This is a genomic window from Limnohabitans sp. Jir61, assembly GCF_003063545.1.
Taxonomy (GTDB): Bacteria; Pseudomonadota; Gammaproteobacteria; order Burkholderiales; family Burkholderiaceae_C; genus Limnohabitans.
This window is the reverse complement of record NZ_NESD01000001.1, coordinates 46,709-70,350: the sequence shown is the minus strand read 5'-3', so window position 1 is coordinate 70,350 and position 23,642 is coordinate 46,709. Positions and strand designations below refer to the sequence as shown.

Annotated in this window: 22 protein-coding genes; 1 reads left to right on the top strand and 21 read right to left on the bottom strand. The window is 57.6% G+C overall.

Features of this window, described 5'->3' with window-relative positions:
* Window positions 1–11 precede the first annotated feature (11 nt).
* The 4 genes from B9Z35_RS00310 to B9Z35_RS00295 are packed head-to-tail and all read right to left on the bottom strand — an operon-like array spanning window position 12 to window position 5,380.
* Window positions 12–920, bottom strand: a complete 909-nt coding sequence (locus B9Z35_RS00310; protein ID WP_108282745.1) for a hydroxymethylglutaryl-CoA lyase — start codon at window positions 918–920, stop codon at window positions 12–14.
* An 11-nt stretch (window positions 921–931) separates the two neighbouring features.
* Window positions 932–2,956 carry an acetyl/propionyl/methylcrotonyl-CoA carboxylase subunit alpha gene (locus B9Z35_RS00305; protein ID WP_108281695.1) on the bottom strand — a complete coding sequence of 675 codons (2,025 nt, stop codon included), beginning with the start codon at window positions 2,954–2,956 and terminating at the stop codon, window positions 932–934.
* A gap of 24 nt (window positions 2,957–2,980) precedes the next feature.
* Entirely contained in the window at window positions 2,981–3,760 is a 780-nt protein-coding gene (locus tag B9Z35_RS00300; RefSeq protein ID WP_108281694.1) for an enoyl-CoA hydratase/isomerase family protein, read from the bottom strand.
* A gap of 12 nt (window positions 3,761–3,772) precedes the next feature.
* On the bottom strand, window positions 3,773–5,380 hold the full coding sequence (locus B9Z35_RS00295) for a carboxyl transferase domain-containing protein (protein ID WP_108281693.1): 1,608 nt from the start codon (window positions 5,378–5,380) through the stop codon (window positions 3,773–3,775).
* Window positions 5,381–5,479: 99 nt separating this feature from the next.
* Between B9Z35_RS00295 and B9Z35_RS00290 the strand changes: the two genes are divergently transcribed.
* Complete coding sequence (locus tag B9Z35_RS00290) at window positions 5,480–6,517, top strand: AraC family transcriptional regulator (RefSeq protein WP_199219744.1); 1,038 nt, start codon at window positions 5,480–5,482, stop codon at window positions 6,515–6,517.
* A 25-nt stretch (window positions 6,518–6,542) separates the two neighbouring features.
* On the opposite strand, the gene B9Z35_RS00285 is transcribed toward B9Z35_RS00290, so the two are convergent.
* The 17 genes from B9Z35_RS00285 to B9Z35_RS00205 all read right to left on the bottom strand — a co-directional run bounded on the left by B9Z35_RS00285 (window position 6,543) and on the right by B9Z35_RS00205 (window position 23,637).
* Window positions 6,543–7,187 carry an HAD family phosphatase gene (locus B9Z35_RS00285; protein ID WP_108281691.1) on the bottom strand — a complete coding sequence of 215 codons (645 nt, stop codon included), beginning with the start codon at window positions 7,185–7,187 and terminating at the stop codon, window positions 6,543–6,545.
* Window positions 7,188–7,216: 29 nt separating this feature from the next.
* A complete protein-coding gene (locus B9Z35_RS00280; RefSeq protein WP_108281690.1) occupies window positions 7,217–7,621 on the bottom strand; it encodes a YchJ family protein in 405 nt (134 codons plus the stop codon).
* Window positions 7,622–7,658: 37 nt separating this feature from the next.
* Window positions 7,659–8,789 (bottom strand): acyl-CoA dehydrogenase family protein, encoded by a 1,131-nt coding sequence (locus B9Z35_RS00275; protein WP_108281689.1) that lies wholly within the window; start codon window positions 8,787–8,789, stop codon window positions 7,659–7,661.
* A 36-nt stretch (window positions 8,790–8,825) separates the two neighbouring features.
* Complete coding sequence (locus tag B9Z35_RS00270) at window positions 8,826–9,491, bottom strand: SDR family oxidoreductase (RefSeq protein WP_108281688.1); 666 nt, start codon at window positions 9,489–9,491, stop codon at window positions 8,826–8,828.
* A 9-nt stretch (window positions 9,492–9,500) separates the two neighbouring features.
* The gene (locus tag B9Z35_RS00265) at window positions 9,501–10,682 is read right to left on the bottom strand and encodes an acetyl-CoA C-acyltransferase (RefSeq protein ID WP_108281687.1); all 1,182 of its coding nucleotides are present in this window, start codon (window positions 10,680–10,682) and stop codon (window positions 9,501–9,503) included.
* 48 nt (window positions 10,683–10,730) lie between these two features.
* A complete protein-coding gene (gene can / locus B9Z35_RS00260; protein WP_108281686.1) occupies window positions 10,731–11,399 on the bottom strand; it encodes a carbonate dehydratase in 669 nt (222 codons plus the stop codon).
* 3 nt (window positions 11,400–11,402) lie between these two features.
* Window positions 11,403–13,397: an LTA synthase family protein gene (locus B9Z35_RS00255; RefSeq protein ID WP_108281685.1), complete on the bottom strand. Its 1,995-nt coding sequence runs from the start codon at window positions 13,395–13,397 to the stop codon at window positions 11,403–11,405.
* A 48-nt stretch (window positions 13,398–13,445) separates the two neighbouring features.
* A complete protein-coding gene (locus B9Z35_RS00250; RefSeq protein WP_108281684.1) occupies window positions 13,446–14,627 on the bottom strand; it encodes an isovaleryl-CoA dehydrogenase in 1,182 nt (393 codons plus the stop codon).
* Between the two features lie 17 nt (window positions 14,628–14,644).
* A complete protein-coding gene (locus B9Z35_RS00245) occupies window positions 14,645–15,094 on the bottom strand; it encodes a PaaI family thioesterase (RefSeq protein ID WP_233246434.1) in 450 nt (149 codons plus the stop codon).
* Window positions 15,091–15,522, bottom strand: a complete 432-nt coding sequence (locus B9Z35_RS00240) for a MerR family DNA-binding transcriptional regulator (RefSeq protein WP_108281683.1) — start codon at window positions 15,520–15,522, stop codon at window positions 15,091–15,093. Before B9Z35_RS00240 ends, B9Z35_RS00245 begins: the two co-directional genes overlap by 4 nt.
* A gap of 60 nt (window positions 15,523–15,582) precedes the next feature.
* Window positions 15,583–16,638 (bottom strand): M48 family metallopeptidase, encoded by a 1,056-nt coding sequence (locus B9Z35_RS00235; RefSeq protein ID WP_108281682.1) that lies wholly within the window; start codon window positions 16,636–16,638, stop codon window positions 15,583–15,585.
* Between the two features lie 10 nt (window positions 16,639–16,648).
* Entirely contained in the window at window positions 16,649–17,395 is a 747-nt protein-coding gene (locus B9Z35_RS00230) for a 1-acyl-sn-glycerol-3-phosphate acyltransferase (protein ID WP_108282743.1), read from the bottom strand.
* Window positions 17,395–17,988: a D-glycero-beta-D-manno-heptose 1,7-bisphosphate 7-phosphatase gene (gene gmhB, locus B9Z35_RS00225; protein WP_108281681.1), complete on the bottom strand. Its 594-nt coding sequence runs from the start codon at window positions 17,986–17,988 to the stop codon at window positions 17,395–17,397. Before gmhB ends, B9Z35_RS00230 begins: the two co-directional genes overlap by 1 nt.
* A 9-nt stretch (window positions 17,989–17,997) precedes the next feature.
* Complete coding sequence (gene glyS / locus B9Z35_RS00220) at window positions 17,998–20,127, bottom strand: glycine--tRNA ligase subunit beta (RefSeq protein WP_108282742.1); 2,130 nt, start codon at window positions 20,125–20,127, stop codon at window positions 17,998–18,000.
* A gap of 17 nt (window positions 20,128–20,144) precedes the next feature.
* Window positions 20,145–21,050 (bottom strand): glycine--tRNA ligase subunit alpha, encoded by a 906-nt coding sequence (gene glyQ, locus B9Z35_RS00215; RefSeq protein ID WP_104797084.1) that lies wholly within the window; start codon window positions 21,048–21,050, stop codon window positions 20,145–20,147.
* 64 nt (window positions 21,051–21,114) lie between these two features.
* Window positions 21,115–22,749, bottom strand: a complete 1,635-nt coding sequence (gene lnt, locus B9Z35_RS00210; protein WP_108281680.1) for an apolipoprotein N-acyltransferase — start codon at window positions 22,747–22,749, stop codon at window positions 21,115–21,117.
* A gap of 3 nt (window positions 22,750–22,752) precedes the next feature.
* Entirely contained in the window at window positions 22,753–23,637 is an 885-nt protein-coding gene (locus B9Z35_RS00205) for an HlyC/CorC family transporter (RefSeq protein WP_108281679.1), read from the bottom strand.
* Window positions 23,638–23,642 lie beyond the last annotated feature (5 nt).

Here is a 23,642-nt window from a genome sequence, read left to right as displayed (position 1 = left end):
AATGCCACCGCTCAAGCTGCGCGCTTGTTCAAAACCGCGCGTGACACGAGGGAATTGGGCTGGCGCCCCAAAGCCTCGCTAATGAACACGCCGGCATCGATCAACTTATCAAGATCAATACCTGTGTCAATTCCCATGCCGTGCATCATGTACACCAGATCTTCAGTGGCCACATTTCCGGTGGCACCTTTGGCATACGGGCAACCACCCAGACCGGCCACAGACGACTGAAAATTCCAGACGCCCATTTGCAAAGCGGCCAGCGTGTTGACCAAGGCTTGGCCATAGGTGTCGTGAAAATGACCGCACACGTCGTTGAGCGCGTAATGCCTGAGCGTGGCCTCCATGGCGGCTTGCACCTTGCGTGGCGTGCCCACACCTATGGTGTCGGCCACATCCACGCGTTGAATGCCAATGCCCTTCATCAAGCCCGCTAAGTAGCCCACGCGCTCAGGCGCAATGTCGCCTTCGTATGGGCAGCCCACTGTACAACTCATGGCGCCACGCACAGCAATACCGGCATCACGTGCGGCTTTGACCACGGGGGCGAAACGTTCAATGCTCTCGGCAATCGAGCAGTTGATGTTCTTTTGGCTAAACGCTTCGCTGGCTGCACCAAACACCACGATTTCGTCGGGCTTGGTTTTCAACGCAGACTCAAAGCCTTGCAAGTTGGGCGTGAGCACCGAATAACGCACATCGGGCTGTCGATGAATTCCAGCCATTACCTCAGCGTTGTCGGCCATTTGCGGCACCCATTTGGGCGACACAAAACTGGTGACTTCAATTTCCTTCAGCCCCGCCGCTTGCAAGCGATGCACCAGCTCCACCTTGACGGCAGCAGACACTGGTTGTTTTTCGTTTTGTAGGCCGTCGCGAGGGCCGACATCAATCAGCTTCACGCGACGCGGCAGATTCATCGCCATGGTCATCACACTTTCAATTTCAAAAGCTCTTCGCCTTCGGCCACTTGGTCACCCGGCGCATAGAGCAGTTCCAACACTTCACCGTCCGCGGGTGCGGCGATGGTGTGCTCCATTTTCATCGCTTCCATGACCGCCAACGGCTGACCGGCCTTGACTTTGTCACCTGCGGCAACCGCAAACGACACCACCTTACCGGGCATGGGTGCCGTCAAGCGGCCGCCGGCCTCTTGCACTTCGCCCGCGTGGGCCAAAGCGTCGACCACGGTGATGCGCGTGGCGCCTTGGGGTGCAAACACATGAGCCACATCTTCGTGGCCTTGTGTTTCATGGAACACCTGCAAACGGGCTGTGTGGCCCGCAAAACTGATGTGCAAGGCATCGCCGTCCTCGCGGTAGGTCAAGACGCCCGACACATCACCGTCGGCATCCGCGACGTTCAATTGCAAGCTGCCATCATGGGCATAGGTCAACACGGCGTCGTAAGACGCGCCATGGAATACAAAACCAAAGTTGCGTGTAGCCACGCCGTAAGCACGCCAGCCATCACGGCTGCTAAATGGGTCGTTGCCTTTCAAGGCTTCTTCGCGGTACAGCGTGTTGGCCACGACTGACGCAGCGGTGAGTGCGAGGCCCAAAGGCTCTTGCGCAAACAAGGCTTTTTCTTCACGTTGAATCAGCGCGGTGTCGAGCTTGGCTGTGGCAAATGAATCGGTGCGGATGATGTGGCGCAAGAACTGCACATTGGTCGTCAAGCCAACGATGCGGGTTTGCGACAGGGCGTCATCCAAACGCGCCAACGCTTGCTCGCGTGTGTCGCCGTGCACGATGAGCTTGGCCACCATGGAGTCGTAAAACGGGCTGATGCTGTCGCCTTCGCGCACGCCGTCGTCAATGCGGGTGTCGCTGATTTCAAAGCTGCTGCACGCAGGTTTACGGTACACCGCCAAAGTTCCAGTGGCTGGCAAGAAGTTGTTGTCTGGGTTCTCAGCGCAAATACGCGCTTCGATGGCGTGACCGTGAATACGCAAATCGCTTTGCTGCAAAGGCAGCGGCTCGCCACTGGCCACGCGCAGTTGCCACTCCACCAAGTCGAGGCCAGTGATGGCTTCGGTCACGGGGTGTTCCACCTGCAAGCGCGTGTTCATCTCCATGAAGAAAAACTTCATCGATTCAGGCTTGTCATACGCTGCCTGCTCCACGATGAATTCCACCGTGCCTGCGCCCACGTAGTTCACGGCTTTGGCGGCTGCTACGGCGGCTTCACCCATTTGCTTGCGCAAGGCTTCGGTCATGCCAGGCGCCGGGGCTTCTTCCAGCACTTTTTGGTGGCGGCGCTGCACCGAGCAATCGCGCTCAAACAAATACACGCAGTTGCCGTGCGTGTCGCCAAACACTTGAATTTCAATGTGGCGTGGGCGTTGCACGTATTTTTCAATCAACACCGCATCGTCGCCAAAGCTGTTGATGGCTTCGCGTTTACAGCTGGCCAGTGCATCGGCAAACTCAGCACTGCAGTTGACCACGCGCATGCCTTTGCCACCACCACCTGCGCTGGCTTTGATGAGCGCGGGGTAGCCAATGCGGTCGGCTTCGCGCTGCAACAAGGCGGGGTCTTGGTCGGCTGCGTGGTAGCCGGGCACCAAGGGCACGCCAGCTTTTTCCATCAGCTGTTTCGATTCCGCCTTCAAGCCCATCGCCAGAATGGCGGAGGCTGGTGGGCCAATGAACACGAGACCTGCGGCGGCGCACGCCTTAGCAAAATCTTCGTTCTCGCTCAAAAAGCCGTAGCCTGGGTGCACCGCTTGTGCGCCAGTGTCTTTGGCCGCTTGCAAGATGCGCTCCCAGCGCAAGTAGCTGTCTTTGGGTGCGCTGCCGCCAATGTGTACGGCTTCGTCGCACACCTGCACATGTTTGGCTTGTGCATCAGCGTCCGAATACACAGCCACGGTTTTGATGCCCATGCGACGGGCGGTGGCGGCAACTCGGCAGGCGATTTCGCCACGGTTGGCAATCAGAATTTTCTTAAACATCTTTGAATCCTTTTTCCGAGAAGCTCACAGCAACCACGAAGGCTTGCGCTTTTGCAAGAAGGACTGCACGCCCTCTTTGCCTTCCGCGCTTGAACGAATGTCGGCAATGCCCGCCACGGTGTGCGCCACCAAGGCGTCGTCGATCTCGCGCTCGGCCACGTCTTGCACCAAACGCTTACACGCGCGCACAGCGTTGGGGCTGGCACTGACCAAGGCACTGGTCAGCTCGGCCACTTTGGTATCCAGCGCATCAGCGGCGACCACTTCGTGCACCAAGCCAATGCGATGCGCCTCGGCCGCGCTGAAACGCTCGGCTGTTAAGAAGTAGCGGTGCGATGCACGCGCACCCATGGCGCGAATCACATAAGGGCTGATGGTGGCGGGGATGAGGCCCAGTTTTACTTCGCTCAAACAGTAGATTGCCGTGTCCACACTCACCGCCATGTCGCACGCAGCGACCAAGCCCACGCCACCGGCAAACACATCGCCCTGCACGCGAGCGATGGTGGGTTTGGGGCATTCGTAAATCGCACGCAGCATGGCGGCAAGCTGACCTGCGTCGGCGAGGTTTTCGTCGCGTGTGTAGTCGGCCATGCGGCGCATCCAGTTCAGGTCAGCACCTGCGCAAAACGCGGGGCCTTCTGCGGCTAGCACTACGCAGCGCACATCGGCGGTTTGGCTAGCTTCTGTGAAGGCGTTTTTCAATTCCGCAATCACTTCATCGTTGAAGGCGTTGCGCACGTCGGGGCGGCAAAGCGTGATGGTGCGAATCGCACCTTGGTTGGTAATGGTGAGAGCGCTCATGTCAATCACCCATCACATGCGGAACAAACCAAACTTGGTCTCAGGAATGGGCGCGTTCAGCGACGCACTCAAACCCAAAGCCAACACGCGGCGTGTGTCTGCGGGGTCAATCACACCGTCGTCCCACAGGCGTGCTGTGGCGAAGTAAGGGTGGCCTTGTTCTTCGTACTGCTGGCGAATGGGGTCTTTGAAGGCTTGCTCTTCTTCGGCGCTCCATTGGCCGCCTTTGCCTTCAATACCATCACGCTTGACCGTAGCCAAGACGCTAGCCGCTTGCTCGCCACCCATGACAGAGATGCGAGCGTTCGGCCACATCCACAAGAATCGTGGACTGAAGGCGCGACCACACATGCCGTAGTTGCCCGCGCCAAAACTTCCGCCAATGATGACGGTGAACTTAGGGACCGCCGCAGTGGCCACAGCCGTGACCATCTTCGCGCCGTTGCGTGCGATGCCTTCGTTCTCGTACTTGCGGCCCACCATGAAGCCGGTGATGTTTTGCAAAAACACGAGCGGGATTTTGCGTTGGCAGCACAGCTCGATGAAGTGCGTGCCTTTCAAAGCCGACTCGCTGAACAAGATGCCGTTGTTGGCGATGATGCCCACCGGCATGCCTTCGATGCGGGCAAAGCCGCACACCAAGGTCGTACCAAAACGCGCTTTGAATTCGTCAAACTCGCTGCCATCCACGATGCGCGCAATGATCTCGCGCACATCAAAGGGCTTGCGTGTATCGGTAGGGATCACGCCGTACAACTCTTGCGCGTCGTACTTCGGAGGCACAGGTGCGTGCGTGGCGATGTTGGGTTGCTTTTGCGCGTTGAGGCTTTTCACGCATTGGCGAGCCAGCGCCAGTGCATGCACGTCGTTTTGCGCGAGGTGGTCTGCCACACCTGAGAGGCGTGTGTGCACATCGCCACCGCCTAGGTCTTCTGCCGTCACCACTTCGCCTGTGGCCGCCTTCACCAAAGGCGGGCCCCCCAAGAAGATGGTGCCTTGGTTTTTCACGATGATGGTCTCGTCGCTCATGGCCGGCACATACGCGCCACCGGCTGTGCAGCTGCCCATCACCACCGCGATTTGCGCAAGGCCTTGCGCGCTCATATTGGCTTGGTTAAAGAAGATGCGGCCAAAGTGGTCGCGGTCGGGGAACACCTCGTCTTGGTTGGGCAAGTTGGCACCGCCCGAGTCAACCAAGTAAATGCAAGGCAAGTTGTTTTGCTGCGCGATTTCTTGCGCACGCAAATGCTTCTTCACCGTGAGTGGGTAATACGTGCCGCCCTTCACGGTAGCGTCATTGCACACGATCATGCAGTCCACACCGCTCACGCGGCCGATACCGACGATCAAGCCCGCGCACGGCGCGTCGTTGTTGTACATGTTGAGCGCAGCGAGTGGGGCCACTTCTAAAAATGGCGTGCCAGGGTCGAGCAGCATTTGCACGCGGTCGCGGGGCAACAGCTTGCCGCGTGCGGTGTGTTTGGCACGCGCAGCCTCGCCGCCACCGACGGCGATTTTTTCGAGATGGGCTTTGAGGTCATCCACCACCGTGCGCATGGCGGCAGCGTTGGCCGCGAAGTCGGCGGAGCGTGGGTTGAGCTGGGAATGCAAAACAGTCATCGTGTTTGTCCTATTACGGCGTTGTGGCCCAAGCTTAGGCGGTTTGCCACCACGGCCTGCGTCAGATGGGTTGCAAATCCTGCCACAATGACGCTTCCTATGGTTAGTCCTAGCCCCACCTCTGAATCCACGCCTGCACAGGGCCGCGCAGAGACGCCCATTGCTTTTATTCAGGCCATTGCCACTGCTTACGCGCAGCGCAGTTTGCGCGTGGACGACGCGTTGAAGAAGGTACAAATCGAGCCAAAACTTCTCAAGAAAAACAGTGCCCGAGTGACTGCCATGCAGATGGAGCTGATCTCGGGCATCGCCATGCAAGAGTTGGACGATGAGGGCTTGGGTTGGTTCAGCCGTCGTTTGCCGTGGGGCAGCTACGGCATGTTGGTGCGCGCCTCGCTCACCTCACCCAGCCTAGGCGTCGCGCTGGCACGCTGGTGCAGGCACCACGGCTTGTTGACCGACGACATTCACCTGAGCTTGATCGAGCGCAACGGCGTGGCCAGTTTGCAGCTGGATGAGACTCGCGACCTCGGCGTGTTCCGCGAGTTTTGCGTGGTCTCGGTGCTGCGCAATGCGCTGGGTGTGGCGTGTTGGCTGACCGATTCGCGCATCCCACTCACGGCCACGCACCTGCGCTTTGCACCACCCGCGCATGCCGATAGCTACCGCGTGTTGTTTGATGGCCCCACGCACTTCAACGCACCTGTCAACTGCTTGCAATTTGATGCAGGCTACTTGGCCCTGCCCGTGCGCCGCGACGAAGCCGCGCTGCAACAGATGCTGCAACGCGCCCTGCTGCTGACCGTACGTCCCTATCGACGCGACCGCTTGTTGGTGGAGAAGGTGCGCCAAACCTTGGCGCAACACCCCGAGCACAGCCGCAATGCCGATGACTTAGCCGCGTGGCTGAATATGTCGGCCCGCACCCTGCACCGTCAACTGCAAGAAGAAGGCGCTAGCCTTCAACAGCTCAAAGACAGCGTGCGCGAGCAACGTGCGCGTGCGCTGTTACTGCGCACGAACAAACCTCTCAAACAAGTCGCGGCTGAGGTGGGCTTTTCGAACGAGAAGAGTTTTATTCGGGCGTTCAAAACTTGGACAGGGAAAGCGCCTGAAACCTTCCGGCAAAGCGCTTAACGGCCGTTATCACTTGAACGTTGCGCTAGATACGCAGGTCGTTCATATGTGCAAACACTTGCGCGGCTCCCGCTAGCACTAACGCTTCAGTGGGCGCTAGTGGCGGCGCATAAGCCCATACCATTGAACCCGCAGCCACACCAGCAGCAATACCCACTGGCGTATCTTCGACCACTAAGCAACGCGCAGGCTCTACTTGCAAGTGTGCAGCAGCTGCTAAGTACACATCGGGAAAAGGCTTACTGCGCGGCATCTCGTGGCCACTGAAGATGCGGCCTTCAAAAAACTGAGCGAGGCCCACACGTTGCAACATCATCTCGACTTTGTAACGATCTGCGCCTGATGCCACGGCAATACGGCCTTCGCAACGTTCATGCAAATGACGCACAGCTTCGTGAATGCCGTCGATGGCGGTGATGTCGCTTTCTAAGCGGATGTTGCGGCGGCGATAGAACTCATCCATGAACGCGTCGGTCAGGGGCTTACCTGTGTGCGCCTCGATCAGCGGTGCACGGCTACGCACGGTGTGGCCCACGAAGTGCGCCATGCATTCGGCCAAGCTCAGGCGCCAGCCGTTTTCATCCAGCATGTCGCGCAGTGCGCCGCAGGTGATGGCTTCGCTATCGACCAGCACGCCATCGCAATCAAATAAAACTGCTTCAAATGTCATGTCCCGATTATCGGGGGCACGTGCAAGGACTAGAACTGATCGCCATCCACATAAAACCAGCGACCATCTTCGCGCACAAAGCGGCTGCGCTCGTGCAAGCGTACGACTCGGCTATCGACACGGCAACGAGCAACAAACTCCACCTCGGCTGTTTCAGCACCTGTGACTTTGTGCTCACGCACCTCAAGCCCTAGCCACTTAGCGCCCACATCAAAGTCCAGCGATGCCGGCCGTGTGCTGCTGTTCCATGTGGCCAGCAAGTAGTCAGCACACGCCAACACAAACGCGCTGTAACGCGAGCGCATGAGGTGTTCGGCGTTGGGTGCAGCCGTCGTGTCGAAGTGGTCAACAAAACGGCCGCAGCAATTGGCATAGGCCACAGCGCGATTCTTGGCATCCACACGGCCACAAGGGCAATGCTGGGCACCGTTCATGCCAAAGCCTTTGCGTGAACTGCCAAGTTAAACACCATCAAGCCAAGGCGCGTTGGATGATGATTTTTTGCACGTCGCTGGTGCCTTCGTAAATTTGGCACACACGCACGTCGCGGTAGATGCGCTCGACGGGGAAGTCGCTCACCACGCCGTAGCCGCCCAAGGTTTGAATGGCGACGCTGCACACTTGCTCTGCCGTTTCGCTGGCAAAGAGTTTGGCCATGGCCGCTTCTTTCAAACACGGTAAACCGGCATCGCGCAAGCTGGCGGCGTGGTACATCAACTGACGTGCAGCTTCAAGCTGCGTGGCGCAATCGGCCAAACGGAAGCCCACGGCTTGGTGGTTGAAGATGGCGGTGCCAAAGCTCACGCGGTCTTTGCTGTATTGCAGCGCGGCTTCAAATGCGCTGCGCGCCATACCAATGCTTTGCGCGGCGATGCCGATGCGGCCGCCTTCTAAAGCGGACAAGGCGATCTTGTAACCCTCGCCTTCCGAACCAATCAAGTTCTCGGCGGGGATGCGGCAGTTGTCAAAGTTGATCTGTGCGGTATCGCTGCTGTGCTGGCCGAGCTTGTCTTCAAGGCGAGCCACTTGGTAGCCGGGTGCGCTGGTGGGCACGATGAACGCACTCATGCCTTTTTTGCCAGCGCCTTTATCGGTCACTGCAATGACGATGGCGACATGGCCGTTTTTGCCGCTGGTGATGAATTGCTTCACGCCGTTGATGACGTACTCATTGCCATCTTTGGTGGCCGTCGTGCGCAGCGCGGAGGCGTCAGAGCCCACATGTGGCTCGGTTAAACAAAACGCGCCGAGCATGTTGCCTTGCGCCAATTCAGTGAGCCATTGTTTCTTTTGCGCGTCGTTGCCGTAGCGCATGAGGATGGCGTTGACGGGGCAGTTGGTCACGCTAATCGCCGTGCTGGTGCCGCCATCCCCTGCAGCGATTTCTTCTAAAACAATCGCGAGCGTGGTGTAGTCCAAGCCTGCACCGCCCAAGTCTTCGGGCACGCAAATGCCGTAAGCGCCGAGGGCGGCCAAACCTTTGTGCACCTCGTGCGGGAAGGTGTGTTCTTTGTCCCACTTGGCGGCATTGGGCCACAGCTCTTGCTGTGCGAAGTCGCGCACGGCATCGCGAATCATGGTTTGGTCGGGGGTGAGCAACATGGCTTTATCCGTTATGAAGTGAAATAGTGAATGGCCTCACCAAGCAATGGTGCTGCCGTCGTAAGACAAAAACTGCCCTGCGTGTTCGGGCTTGATGTGCGCCAGCGTTTGGCGCATGCGCGTGACAGCTTGCTCTGGTGTGAGCGTGGCGTTGGAGCCGCCCATCTCGGTTTGCACCCAGCCTGGGTGCATGGCCACCATGCGTGCGCGGGGGTACTCAGGCTGAGAGGTGCGCACCACCATGTTTAGCGCAGCTTTGCTGATGCGGTACAGCGCGGCATCGCTAGTGCGTGTGCCTTGCAAGCTGCCCATCACGCTGCTGATACAAGCGAACACGCCGTTCGCAGCTTCGACCATGGGTGCAACTTGCGGGATGACCATCATGGCGCCCATGACGTTGGTGTGCATGACGCGGTCAAACGCGTCTTGCGTGGGCGGGGTGCTGGCGGCATTGTGATCAATGACACCCGCCACATACAAAGCAAGGTCTAGCTTTTCACCATCCAGCATCCACTCAAACGAGGAGACGCTGATGGGGCTCGCCACATCGATGCGGAAGCACTGCGCGCCGAGGGCTTGGATACGATCGCGCCCAGCATCGTCACGCGCAGTGGCAATGACGCGCCAGCCGTCCGTCACATATTGACGAACCAGCTCGAGCCCAATGCCGCGCGACGCGCCGATGATGAGTGCGGTTGGCATGACGAAAACTTAAACGAGTTCGAGGGCGACGGCAGTGCCTTCACCGCCGCCAATGCACAAGGTGGCCAAGCCTTTTTTCAGGCCACGCGCTTTGAGTGCATGAATGAGCGTGACCATGATGCGCGCACCGGATGCGCCGATGGGGTGACCCAAGGCACACGCGCCGCCGTTGACGTTGACTTTGTCATGCGACACGTTAAGTTCTTTCATCAAAGCCATGGGCACGACTGCGAAGGCTTCGTTTACTTCCCACAGGTCGACGTCTTCCACTTTCCAGCCGGCTTTGGCCAAGGCTTTTTGTGTCGCACCGACGGGGGCGGTGGCAAACCATTCTGGCTCTTGTGCGTGGGTGGCATGGCTGACGATGCGAGCCAATGGCTTGCAGCCCAATTGCTTGGCTGTGCTCTCACGCATCATCACCATGGCAGCGCCGCCGTCGTTGATGGACGAGCTAGAAGCAGCCGTGATGGTGCCGTCTTTTTTGAACGCGGGCTTGAGCGAGGTGATTTTGTCGAGCTTGATTTTCCCTGGGCCTTCGTCAATCGATACCACCGTTTCGCCTGCACGGGTCTTGACGGTGACGGGCGTGATTTCTGTGGCGAATGCACCGCTCTCAGTCGCGGCCTTGGCGCGTTGCACGCTGGCAGTGGCGAATGCGTCTTGCTCGGCGCGTGTGAAGCTGTACTTAGCTGCGCAGTCTTCACCAAAGGTGCCCATGCTGCGGCCGGGTTCGTAAGCGTCTTCCAAACCGTCGAGCATCATGTGATCAAAGATGCGGTCGTGGCCAATGCGATAACCGCCACGGCCCTTGAGCATGAGGTAAGGCGCATTGGTCATGCTCTCCATGCCACCGGCTACCAACACATCGTGTGTACCGGCAATCAACATGTCATGCGCGAACATGGCTGCGCGCATGCCAGATCCGCACATCTTGGACAAGGTCACAGCGCCAGCCGACTTGGGCAAACCACCTTTGAATGCGGCTTGACGTGCAGGGGCTTGGCCTTGGCCGGCCATCAAGCAGTTGCCAAACAAAACTTCGGTCACCAACTCGGGGTTGATGCCAGCACGCTCAACAGCTGCTTTGATAGCTGCGCCACCGAGGTCGTGTGCGGCAAGGCTAGAGAAGTCGCCTTGAAAGCTGCCCATGGGTGTGCGAGCAGCGCTGACGATGACGATAGGGTCGGACATGAATTTCTCCAATTAACAAAAAGAAAAATGCCGCGCCGACCCACAGGGTCATGCGGCGGGAAGCATGCCACCACGAGGGTAGCGTTTGAAGGCGCTGCGGAAGACATCCACCACTTCGCCAGCGTGACTCATGCTGACGCCGAGGTCTTTGACCAAGCCATCATCTAAGCCGTAAATCCAGCCATGCACAGTCACTTTTTGGCCACGGCCCCAAGCGTCTTGCATGACGTTCGACAACGCAACGTTGCCCACTTGTTCGATCACATTCATCTCGCACATGACCGACTCAAGTTCGGCTTGTGGCAAATGGTTGAGGCGTTGGCGATGGCGCAAGCGCACGTCTTGCACATGGCGCAACCAGTTGTCGGCCAAGCCCACGCGTGTGCCACGTGTGGCCGCCAACACACCACCACAACCGTAGTGGCCCACCACCATGATGTGCTCGACCTTGAGTGCATCGACCGCATATTGAATGACGGACAAAGCGTTCAAATCGGAATGCACCACTACGTTGGCCACGTTGCGATGCACAAACACTTCACCTGGGTCGAGGCCGGTGATTTGGTTGGCAGGCACGCGACTGTCGGAGCAGCCGATCCACAAATACTTGGGGTTCTGCTGATTGGCCAAGCGTGAGAAGTACGCAGGATTCTCCTGAATCATGCGCTCGGCCCAAGCCCGGTTGTTATCGAAAAGGTGTTGCAAAGATTGAGACATGGCTTATTTTCTCCCTGTAGCGTGCTGGATGTGATAACGGATATTCCAGTCCAACAATGCTACGCGAGCTCGCGCTTTGGCATCTTGTTTGGACTGCCATTCACACACACTTCCTACGGGTTGACAGGCCAAGGTGTTGGCACTGCCCATGCTCCAAATCGCGTGATTGGTTCGCGCTTGACCAATGAAGGTAACGGCAATGGCCTCATCGGTGTTGCGCAATGTGGGGCACTCCGCCAAATCGCGCCCCGTCATCATGTAGCCCTCATGAACACCCAGCAATGAGAATAAGGTCGGAAACATGTCTAAATGGCTACCCACTTGATGCAGGGCACTTGGGCAAGCCAACTTGCCAGCACCCCACACCACAAACGGCACTTGCTGACGCAGCACTTGACTCTCAGGCGTGGCGTATTGGCCAAAGGTTCGCACGTTGTGGTCGCCAGTAGCGGCTACGACAGTGCGAGCAGCAGCAGAACTGGCCTCGACGGCCGTGACGAACTTGGCCAACTCGTCATTCGCATAGCGGTAAGTTTGCAAGTTAGGAATCAAATGCTCAGAGCCTTTATCGCCTGGCCATTTGTTGACGTCGAACGCAAATGGCTTGTAGTCCGAGGGCAACTCATACGGCGGATGGTTGGTGGTCGACATCGCATAGATGAACAACGGCCGATCTTTGGGCTGCTGAGCTAAACGCTCTTCGATGTAGCGAAACATGTAGGAATCCCACACACCCCAGATCCCGCCCTCTGCGCCTGAATACTTGGCGCGCAAGGTGGCTGCATCAATGACTTCGTCGAAACTTTGAATGAGCAACACGCGGTTGAGCTCACGCCAACCCGACTGGCCCGATGTCACAAACAAGGTGTCGTAGCCCGCTTTTTTCATGGCAAAGGGCACGCCCCAATCCAACTTGATGTGACGGTATTTGCCATTGGTGATGGGCGTGACAGGTGTGTTGTACAAAATCGCTTCGAGCGCAGGATGAGTGCCGTGATGAGCTGAGTCGAAGTTGTCAAACAGCCATGCGTTGTGCAGTTTGTCTTTCAATCCCGCGAGCACATCCATGTCATTAGATTGGTATTTGAATGGCTCAGCGCTCCATGACTCCATTTGAAAGAACACCAAGTTCTTGCCATTGCGTTGGTTGTGTCCCGAGGCCATCATGGCGAGACGCACGCCCTCGGGCGAGGTGGCAGTGATACCTAGCACGCGTGCGGCCGTTTGGTAGTTGTCAAAGCCAAACGTTTTGAGACCTGTGTCTTCCTCACCAATATCGGTGGAGGTTCGGTACGCGTCCCATGCGTTGTAGAGCGCAGTCACGCCATTGGGAATGACATTATTCAAAAACGGTTTGCTAGTCGCAGTGACGTTATCCAGTTGCAAGGCCATGCCTTTGAGTGTGCCCTTACCGACCATCAACACAAGGAGCAACACAGCGGGAATCAGCAGCAAATGCCATGGACGCGCCCAATGTTGTTGCAACCATTGCAACGCACGCTCCCCCACGCGCAACGCAGCCACATTGGCAGACCACACGGCCAAGAGCAACACCACGGCGATTTGCAACATGGGAAAATCTTGCCAGATAGTGTGCAGCACTGCGACAGTGTCGTCATCGGCCAAGCCAAAAATCACGCTGTCAATGGGCAGCTTGTAAAAGCCGTAGTAATAAAAGTTAATGACGGCCAACAGTGCGAACAAACTGGCCCATATCTTGATGATCACCGCACTCATGCGCCAGCGCCAGCCCAGCAGCGGAAACAGCAGCAGGGTAGCGATGGCCCCCATTTTCATGTCGAAACGAAACCCCATGAGCAAAGCCACGGGCAACTCTGCCCACAGCGCACTGCCAGGTGAAGGCCAGTAGTAAGCCAGCATTAGCACGCGTGCCATACTGAACCACGCAGCTAGCACCAGACCAACGCACAAGCCCACACCCATGCCATGCAACACGGCACGAGGAGGCGTCATCAACAGGGCAAGAAGTTTTTTCATTCGGTCACGCGTCACATGTGAAGTGCGCCCGGGACTCGGGCGCTAGTCTCACATTGTCTCGGCAAACAGCTCGCGACCAATCAACATGCGACGAATTTCGCTGGTGCCTGCACCGATTTCGTACAGCTTGGCATCGCGCCACAAACGACCCAGTGGGTATTCGTTGATATAGCCGTTGCCACCAAAAATCTGCACGCCTTCGCCCGCCATCCACGTGGCTTTTTCAGCAGTCCACAAAATGACGGACGCGCAGTCTTTGCGCACTTGGCGCACGTGGTCGGTGCCGAGCAAGTCCAGGTTCTTGGCCACGGTGTAGGCAAAGCTGCGACCGGCTTGCAGCACGGTGTACATGTCGGCCACTTTGCCCTGAATGAGCTGGAACTCGCCAATGCTTTGGCCAAACTGTTTGCGGTCGTGGATGTAGGGGATGACGTTGTCCATCACCGATTGCATGATGCCCAAGGGCCCGCCTGTGAGCACGGCGCGTTCGTAGTCCAAACCGCTCATCAACACTTTGGCACCCATGTTCAGGCCGCCCAAAATGTTGGCCTCTGGTACTTCGACGTTTTGGAACACCAGCTCGCCAGTGTGGCTGCCGCGCATGCCCAGCTTGTCGAGTTTTTGCGCGACGCTGAAGCCCTTCATGTCCTTCTCGATCAAGAAGGCCGTCACGCCGCGTGCGCCCAACTCGGGCTCGGTCTTGGCGTAGACCACCAGCGTGTCGGCGTCGGGGCCGTTGGTGATCCACATCTTGCTGCCGTTGAGCACGTAGTAGCCGCCTTTGTCTTCAGCCTTGAGCTTCATGCTGATGACGTCAGAACCCGCACCGGGCTCGGACATGGCAAGCGCACCGACGTGCTCGCCACTGATGAGCTTGGGCAGGTACTTGGCGCGCTGCGCATCGGTGCCATTGCGCTTGATTTGGTTCACGCACAAGTTGCTGTGCGCACCGTAGCTCAGGCCCACGCTGGCAGAGGCGCGAGAGATCTCTTCCATGGCAATCATGTGCGCGAGGTAGCCCATGTTGGCGCCGCCGTACTCTTCGCCCACGGTGATGCCCAACACGCCCAAGTCGCCCATCTTGCGCCACAGGTCCATGGGAAATTGGTCGTTGCGGTCGATCTCCGCAGCGCGCGGGGCGATCTCGGCTTGGGCGAATTCACGCACAGCGTCGCGCAGCGCGTCGATGTCTTCACCGAGTTGAAAGTTCAGGCCTGGTAGGTTGTTCATGGTGCGTCTCCGTTGGATCAGTAGGTTTTGTTCACAGTGGCGAGGGTTTGCTGCATCAAAGCGCAGGGGGACTCGCCGCCATCGTTGTCGAGGTGAACCACTTCAGCGGTGGTGATGATGAGGCGTTTGCCAGCACGCACCACATGGCCGCGTGCGCGAAGTTCGCCGCCAGAGAAGGCGGCGAGGAAGTTGATCTTGTATTCGACCGTGGTCACCTCTTGGCCCTCTGCGGCACAAGTGAGGCCTGCGTAGCCAGCGGCAATGTCGGCCAATGCGCCCATGGCGCCGCCGTGATACCCGCCTTGTTGTTGGGTAACACGCTCTGAATAAGGCAAGGCAATTTCGACCTCACCAGGCGCTACCGACACGATGCGTGCGCCGAGGTGCTGCATCATGCCTTGCCGCACAAAGCTGGCTTCGATGCGGGCGTGAAGTTCGGGATGCGCAGTGGCTGCAGCGGCTGTCATGCCTTGCTCGCTTTCGTAGCTTTGATCGCTTTAGTAGGCTTGTCGCCTTGCTTGGCCAACAAGGCGCGAGCTTCTTTTTCATGGGCTTTGACCTCGTCGAGGTTGGCTTGAATCTCAGACATTTGCGCTTCGAGTTCGCGCTTGTGCGCATCGAGCACGACCAAGAACTTTTGCAGTTGCGGGCCGGTATCGCGCGGGCTGTCATACATGTCGATCAGGTCTTTGGCCTCGGTCAACGACAGGCCCAAACGCTTGGCTCGCAGGGTGAGCTTGAGGCGTGTGCGGTCGCGGTGGCTGTACACGCGATTACGTCCGCCGGGGCCTGAGCGCTCGGGCTGTAACAGGCCCATGTCTTCGTAAAAACGGATGGCTCGCGTGGTGAGGTCAAACTCACGCGCTAGATCGCTGATGGAATAGGTGGTCGCCATGATTTCCTTGTTTACGTTTACGTAAACGTCAATTATGACGGGAAATCTCCAAAAACCAACTCAAGACCACGGAGGTAAGGGTTCATCCTTAAGAACACGCCTAAGTTGGGCGTAATCGGGCATGACGCTTTGCACCGTTTCCCAAAACCGCGGGCTGTGGTCCATGACTCGCAAATGGCTGAGTTCGTGGGCCACCACGTAGTCGATCACGTCGCGTTTGTGGTGCACCAGCCGCCAGTTGAGTCGGATCGCTCCATTGGCGCTGGCACTGCCCCAGCGCGTGGTCGCGCTGCTGAGCGACACGCGCTGCCACTGCACACCCAGCTGTGGCGCGTAGTGGTTGAGCCGCTCCACAAACAAAGCTTTGGCTTGGCGCATGAGCCAAGCTTGAACGGCGTCGCGGATTTGCTGGGGTTCGGCGTTGAGCGGTAGCCCTAGGCGCAACGTGTGCAACAAGGGTGCAGGAGCTTGCGTGACGGCATCTGCACCGACACAGAGTGCATCGCCAACCTGCGTCTGTTGTGCAGACTCAAACTGTGCGCTGTTCTTTTTGAGCGTGCTGCTTGAGTCGAGCACCACTTTGAGCTGATCTCCCAAATACGGCAACACCACGCCATCCGCCCACACGATGCGCGCAGCTCCAAGCTGCTGCTGACGCTCTTGCATCTCGACCAGTTTGCGCGCAATCCAATCGGCTTTTTCGTGCAGGGCGGACTCCACCTCACCCAGCGTGACCCAACGCGGAGCACTCACCTCTAGGCCATCCGGCCCGATCGCCATACCAATGGTGCGGCGCTTGCCGCGCCGAAAGGCATAAGCCACATCGGTGGTGCCGAGTTGAATGCGCCGTGTGGCGCGGGGATGTGCGTAATGCGCTTTGGGTAGAACTTGACCCAAGGGCTCCGACGGCATGTGCGGGCCTTGCAACGCAGGCGCTGGTGGCAAGACGTTGTCATCGCGATGCAAGCCGCCGATCAAGCTTTGCGGCTTGAGACGTTTGGGTTGGCGAGGCTGGCGTTTTTTTGGCCCGGGTCGCTTGTCTGCGTCGATCCCTTGCAGGGCTTTGGTGGTGGCCCCATCGAACATGTCGAGCACGAGTTGCAAGAAGCGGCTCATGCGTGTGGGCTCAGTGTTGGCCGACGTAGGCCTCGGGGTCGAGGCGGTGCATTTCAGCTTCGATCCACGTTTCGACTTCGCGCATCAACTCCTCCGCATCGCGACCGACGCTAGGAATTGGCTTGCCAATTGATACATCGACCACACCGGGCGTCTTGATGAAGGCTTTACGTGGCCAGCATTTGGCTGAGGTCACCGCAATTGGAATGACCGGTGCGCCTGTCGCAATGGCCAAACGTGTGCCGCCTGTTTTGTAGCTGCCGCGTTCACCACGTGGGATGCGCGTGCCTTCTGGAAACATGATGACCCACACACCTCTGTCGAGCAAAGCCTGTCCCTGCTCCACCACTTTGGCAAACGCTTTGGCGCGTTGGCTGCGGTCGATGTGGATCATGTCCAAGCTGCCAATGGACCAACCAAAGAACGGCACATACAGCAGTTCTTTTTTGAACACATAGGCCAAAGGGTGCGGCATGATGGCCGGCATCAAAAACGTCTCGTATGTGGACTGATGCTTGACCAACAAAATGGCGGGGCTGGTTTCACCCACAGGCAGGTTTTCTTGGCCTTGCACTTGGTAACGAATGCCCATGAGGACGCGTGCAGCATCGATGCTGAGCGTGAGCCACTTTTGTGCAAAGGCGTAACGCACGTTGCCCTTGGCACCCAACACACGCGCCAGCAAGATGAGCAAGGTGTAAGGGATGACGGTGACGAACATGAACGCCATGTGCAACGTCGAACGGAGCATGGCGATCATGCGTGGGCTCCTGCTTTGTTGGTTTTGGCCGCGGGCTCGGACTGAGCAAGCAACCAGTCTGCAAATGCGCTGAGGTCATCGTGTGCCACAGTGCCTTGAGGGAAGTCTGAAGGCAGTGGCTGGCCCTTGAGCTTTTCGCCTTTGCCTGTGTGCACCAAGTGAGTGGCGCAACCGACAGCAGCACCTGCTTGCAAATCGCGCAGCGAATCACCCACGGTGTGCACGCCTTTGAGGCCCATGCCGTAGCGCTCACCGATTTGCTCGTACAGGCCAGGTAAGGGCTTGCGACAGTTGCATGTTTCCTCTGGGCTGTGCGGGCAATAAAACACGGCGTCGATGCGGCCACCCGCAGCAGCCAAGAGCTTGTGCATCTTGGTGTGCATGGCGTTCAAAGCTGCGACATCAAACAAACCACGGCCTAGGCCAGATTGGTTAGACGCCACCACCACGTGCCAGCCCGCATGGTTCAAACGCGCAATTGCTTCGAGCGCGTCTGGCAATGCAATCCACTCATCGGCCGACTTGACGTAGTCGTCGCTGTCTTGGTTGATCGTGCCGTCGCGGTCGAGGATGACGAGTTTGGTTTGCATGTCTGAGCTTTAAGAAGCGAGGGCGGACAAATCAGCCACGCGATTCATGGCTTCGTGCAACTTCTTGAGCATGCCTTGGCGGTTCAAACGCAAGTCCATCTCTTCGGCATTCACCATGACATCATCAAAGAACGCATCGACGGGCGAGCGCAAAGTGGCCAAGGTTTGCAACGAGGCGGTGTAGTCGCCCGCGTTGAACTGCGCCTCGGACTCGGGCAGCAGCTTTTGCATGACTGTGTACAGCGCTTGCTCGGCATCTTCTTTGAACAAGGCGGTGTTGACGTGTGCATCGACCTCGCCTGCTTTTTTGAGCACGTTGCCGATGCGTTTGTTGGCGGCCGCCAAGGCTGAGGCTTCAGGCAATGCGGCGAAGGCGCGAACAGCTTCCAGACGTTTGCTCACGTCCGTCAAGCGTTGTGGGCGCAAGGCCAACACGGCTTCGACTTCTTGAGCCGAGTAGCCTTGTTCGCGCAGACCGCCTGAGAGGCGGTCGTAAATGAATAAGGACAAAGCGGCAGCGGGGTCAGTGATCTTGTCGCCGAATGTGGGAATGGCTTGTGCAATCAACGCATCCAATCCCACATCCAAATTAGCTTCGCTCAACATACGCACCACGCCCAAGGCGTGACGACGCAAAGCAAACGGATCTTTGTCGCCCGTTGGCAAGTTGCCAATACCAAACATGCCCACCAAGGTCTCTAACTTGTCGGCCAAAGCCACCACCACGCCCACCGTGTTGCGTGGCAATTCGTCTCCAGCAAAGCGTGGCTTGTAGTGGTCTTCAATGGCTTGCGCCACATCCTCGCCCAAACCATCGTGACGGGCGTAGTAGCCGCCCATGATGCCTTGCAACTCGGGGAACTCGCCCACCATGTCGGTGAGCAAATCTGTTTTGGCCAGCTGTGCAGCGGTGTCGACGGCTTGCACAAAGGCTGCGTCTTTGGCTTGTGGCAACAAGGCCGCGATGCCTTTGGCAATGGCGCACACGCGGTCGGTGCGCTCGCCTTGCGTGCCGAGTTTGTTGTGATACACCACCTTGGCCAAACCATCCACGCGCGAAGCGAGTGTTTTTTTGCGGTCTTGGTCAAAGAAGAATTTGGCATCGGCCAAACGAGGGCGCACCACACGTTCGTTGCCGCCCGTCACAGCAGACGCGTCATCGGGCGTGATGTTGCTGACTACCAAGAACTTGTTGGTGAGCTTGCCGGCTGCGTCGAGTAACGGGAAGTATTTTTGGTTTGCCTTCATCGTGAGGATGAGGCACTCTTGCGGCACGTCGAGGAATTGCTTTTCGAACTCACACACCAACACGTTGGGGCGTTCGACCAGGGCGGTGACTTCGTCGAGCAATGCTGCATCGTCAATCGCTTTCACACCGCCGCCAACTTTGGCTGCGGCGGCTTCGAGTTGACGTGCAATCTCAGCACGGCGCTCGGTGAAGCTGGCGATGACAGCGCCGTCTTTGGCCAGTGTCTCTGCGTACATATCGGCATTGACCAACACGACGGGCGACACCTTGGCTTCAAAGCGGTGGCCTTGTGTGCTGTTGCCAGCGGTCAAGCCCAAGGCTTTGACAGGCACCACGGTGCTGCCATGCAAGGCGATCAAGCTGTGCGCGGGGCGCACGAAGTTGACGCTGCTCCAGCCTGGCAATTCACAGTCAGTTTCGAGCTGGTAGCTCATCACTTTGGGAATGGGCAATTTGGCGATGGCTTCGCTCAAGGCTTTTTGCAGGCCATCGGCCAAACTCGCGCCTTTGACGATGCTGTCGTAAAACAAGGCTTCTGCTTTGCCATCGGGCGCGCGTTTGAGTTGGGCCACGGCCTCAGGGCCTGCGCCCAAGGCTTGCAGCTTTTTCAGCAAGGCGGGGGTGGCGTTGCCACTGGCATCCAAACCCACGGTGACGGGCATGAGTTTTTGCTGCACGGCTTTGTCAGCAGCCAATGCCGACACCGCGGTGATGTGTGCGGCCAATCGGCGTGGTGAGGCGTAGGCTGTCACGACTGAATTAGTGGCAGTCAAGCCTTGGACTTTGAGTTGGTCAAACAGCACGCTAGAAAAAGCATCGCCGAGTTTTTGCAAAGCCTTAGGAGGCAACTCTTCCACGAAGAGTTCGATGAGTAGGTTTTGTGTCGTCATGTTCTTGTGTCCTACGCTCAAGCGGTCTTCTTTGGCATTTGTTCCACCCACTCGCGCGGGGCCATGGGGAAGCCCAAACGCTCACGGCTCTCGTAATAGCTTTGCGCCACGGCGCGCGCCAAGTTGCGGATGCGGCCAATGTAGGCGGCACGCTCGGTCACGCTGATGGCGCCACGGGCGTCGAGCAAGTTGAATGTGTGCGCGGCTTTGAGCACTTGCTCATACGCAGGCAATGCGAGCTGTGCACCCATGAGGTGTTGAGCTTGTTTCTCGTGCGCGCCAAAAGCGGTGAACAAGAACTCGGCATCGCTGTGCTCGAAGTTGTAGGTGGATTGCTCCACTTCGTTTTGTTTGTACACGTCGCCATAGGTGAGGCCATCGGTCCATTGCAGGTTGTAGACGTTGTCCACGCCTTGGAGATACATGGCCAAGCGTTCTAGGCCGTAGGTGATCTCGCCAGTAATGGGCTTGCAGTCAATGCCGCCCACTTGCTGGAAGTAGGTGAACTGCGTGACTTCCATGCCGTTGAGCCAAACTTCCCAACCCAAGCCCCATGCGCCTAAGGTTGGATTTTCCCAATCGTCTTCGACGAAGCGGATGTCGTTTTTCTTGAGGTCAAAACCGAGTGCTTCGAGCGAGCCCAAATACAGCTCCAAAATGTTGCTGGGCGCGGGCTTCAACACCACTTGGTATTGGTAGTAGTGCTGCAAGCGGTTGGGGTTCTCGCCATAGCGGCCATCTTTGGGGCGACGGCTAGGTTGCACATAAGCAGCCTTCCAAGGCTCTGGACCCAAGGCGCGCAAGAACGTGGCTGTGTGCGAGGTGCCCGCACCGACCTCCATGTCGATGGGCTGCAGCAATGCACAGCCTTGCTTGGCCCAATAGGACTGGAGTGTGAGAATGATTTCTTGAAAAGTCAGCATGCAAAGTGGCCAGCAGACGCTGGCAATTTAGGCTGCAGGTCAATACGCCCGCAAACCTCTGATTTTACGGGCCGAAACGCCTCTGGCCGTGCCTAGATGCATGCGCCATGGTGGCGACGATCAATAAGGTCAATACCGCCAAGCCTGCCAGCGGCCAAAGCCCCAAAACTGACACCCATTGGGCATAAGGCGTGATGGCTCCATGCACGCCATAAACCTCTGCGGTCAAGACGCCTTGCACGGCACTGGGCAGGCGGTGCGTGACTTGGCCTTGGGCATTGATGATGGCGGTAGCGCCCGTGTTGGTGGCGCGCAGCATGGGGCGTCCAAGCTCTAAGGCACGCATACGCGAGATATTCAAATGCTGGTCAATGGCCACGGTGTCGCCAAACCACGCGATGTTGCTGAGGTTGACCATCAAGGTGGGGGCTTTGTCTGGATCGGCAAAGCTGCGAGCCAACTCTTCGCCAAACAAATCTTCATAGCAAATATTGGGGGCGATCCGTTCGCCTTTGAAAACGAAGCTCGGTTGGGCGACATCGCCACGGGTGAAATCGCCCAAGGGGATGTTCATCAAGCTAACAAACCACTGAAAAAGTGGCGGCACAAATTCACCGAAGGGCACGAGGTGGTGTTTGTCGTATTGGTAGCTGGCAGTGGACGCGGGGGTGGCTTGCGGCATCAGCGCAATGGCTGAGTTGCTGTACTGCAGCTGAGCTTGTTCGCTTCTTGTGGCCAATGGCAAACCAATCAGGGCGGCTTGTGAGCCTTTGCTGAAATGGTTTTCCAGCTCTGTCCAATAACGATCGGGCAATTGTTGCTGGATGAGTGGGATTGCTGTTTCGGGTGTGACCGTGAGATCACTGGCGCTTGATAACAAGGCTTCGCGGTAGTCACTCAGAGCGCGGTTGACGCCTTCGCCAAACTTCAAATCTTGTGGAATGTTGCCTTGCAACAAAGTCACGCTGATAGGGCTCGCTGAGTGCGCCCCTTCATTCGTGCTTTGGCTTGGAGATGTGAACCAGGTGTAGCCAAGCACCAACACGCTGACAACAATTGACATTTGCGTTGAGCGTGTTGCGGGACGGCTGTCTTTCCTTTCGGCCGCCGCCGCCATGGCAATGAATGCAGATACTGCACACAAACCATAGACACCGGCCCATGGTGCCCAGTGTTGCAGCATGCTGTCGACATGTGCGTAGCCCGCTGCACCCCATGGGAAGCCCGTCCACAGAGTGCCGCGCACCATTTCGGCCAATGACCAAACTGCAGCAAAAGTACAAGCGCGAGGCAAAACGCCTACGCCCGTTTTGCACACGATGTGATACGCCAATGCGGCAAAGCCGTAGAACAACGACAAGCCTGCAGCGAGCAAGATAACAGCCGATACAGCAATGGGCGCGGGCAAGCCACCGTATAGATGCATTGAAACAAACAACCACCAGAAACTGCCTGCTAACCACGCCAAAGAAAACACCCACGTTTTGGCGAATGCCTGCTTGATTGAATTGCTGCGATCAAGTTGGTAGGCAAGAATGCCCAAGCTCACCAATTGCAACCACCCTTGCGCTTCGCCTTTGTATGCGCCCTCGAACGGCCATGCAAGTGACAGCGCTTGCGCAATACCGGCCATCAGCAACACCGTTGTTGCGTTCAGGCTGATGGGCCATGCCTTGAATGCTTGCGCGTTGTCTTGCATGCCTTATTGCGGCGTTTTTTCTTCTGGTGCCGGATAAACCTTGAACCACTTCACAGCGCCACCACGCGTGTGCAAGACTTCAAAACGTAATTTATTGATTTCAAAGTGCTCGCCGCGGCGCGGCACATGACCCATGGCATGCGCAATAAATCCACCGATGGTGTCAAAGTGGGTGTCATCGGACTCTTCTGCAGCGGTTACTTCGAGGTGCGTGCCAAATGCCTCGCCTACGCGCTCAAGCGATGCATCCCCACTGACGCGATAAGTGTGATCGGCCAACGCAAAGATATCGCCCACATCTTCTTGGCTGTCAAATTCATCTTCAATATCGCCCACGATTTGCTCTAGGACGTCTTCAATCGTGATAAGTCCTGCAATGCGTCCAAATTCATCAACGACCAATGCCATGTGATTGCGCGTGTTGCGAAACTCGCGCAATAAATCATTGAGACCTTTGCTTTCTGGGATAAAGACAGGGGGCCTTAACAATGTTCGGATATTCAGAGAAGGTGCGCGTTGCAGCTTCAGCAAGTCTTTCGCGAGCAAGATGCCCACCAAGTTATCGCGCTCGCCTTCGTAGACAGGAAAACGTGAGTGCCCCGTGTCGATGACCTTGTGAAGCGACTCCTCTATTGGCGCATCTAAATTGATGAGGTCCATGCGAGGTGCAGCCACCATGACCTGGCCCGCTGTCAGATCGGCCATGCGCAACACGCCTTCGAGCATCAAGCGGCTTTCCGCACCGATGACTTGGTTATCCTCAGCGTCAGAAAGCGCGTCAAGTAACTCTTCGCGGGAATCTGGACCAGGGTGTATGAACTCTACCAAGCGTTGCCAATAGCCACGTTTGTCTTGGTTTTCTTTCTCTCGGGATTGCGGGGGTATCACAGTGT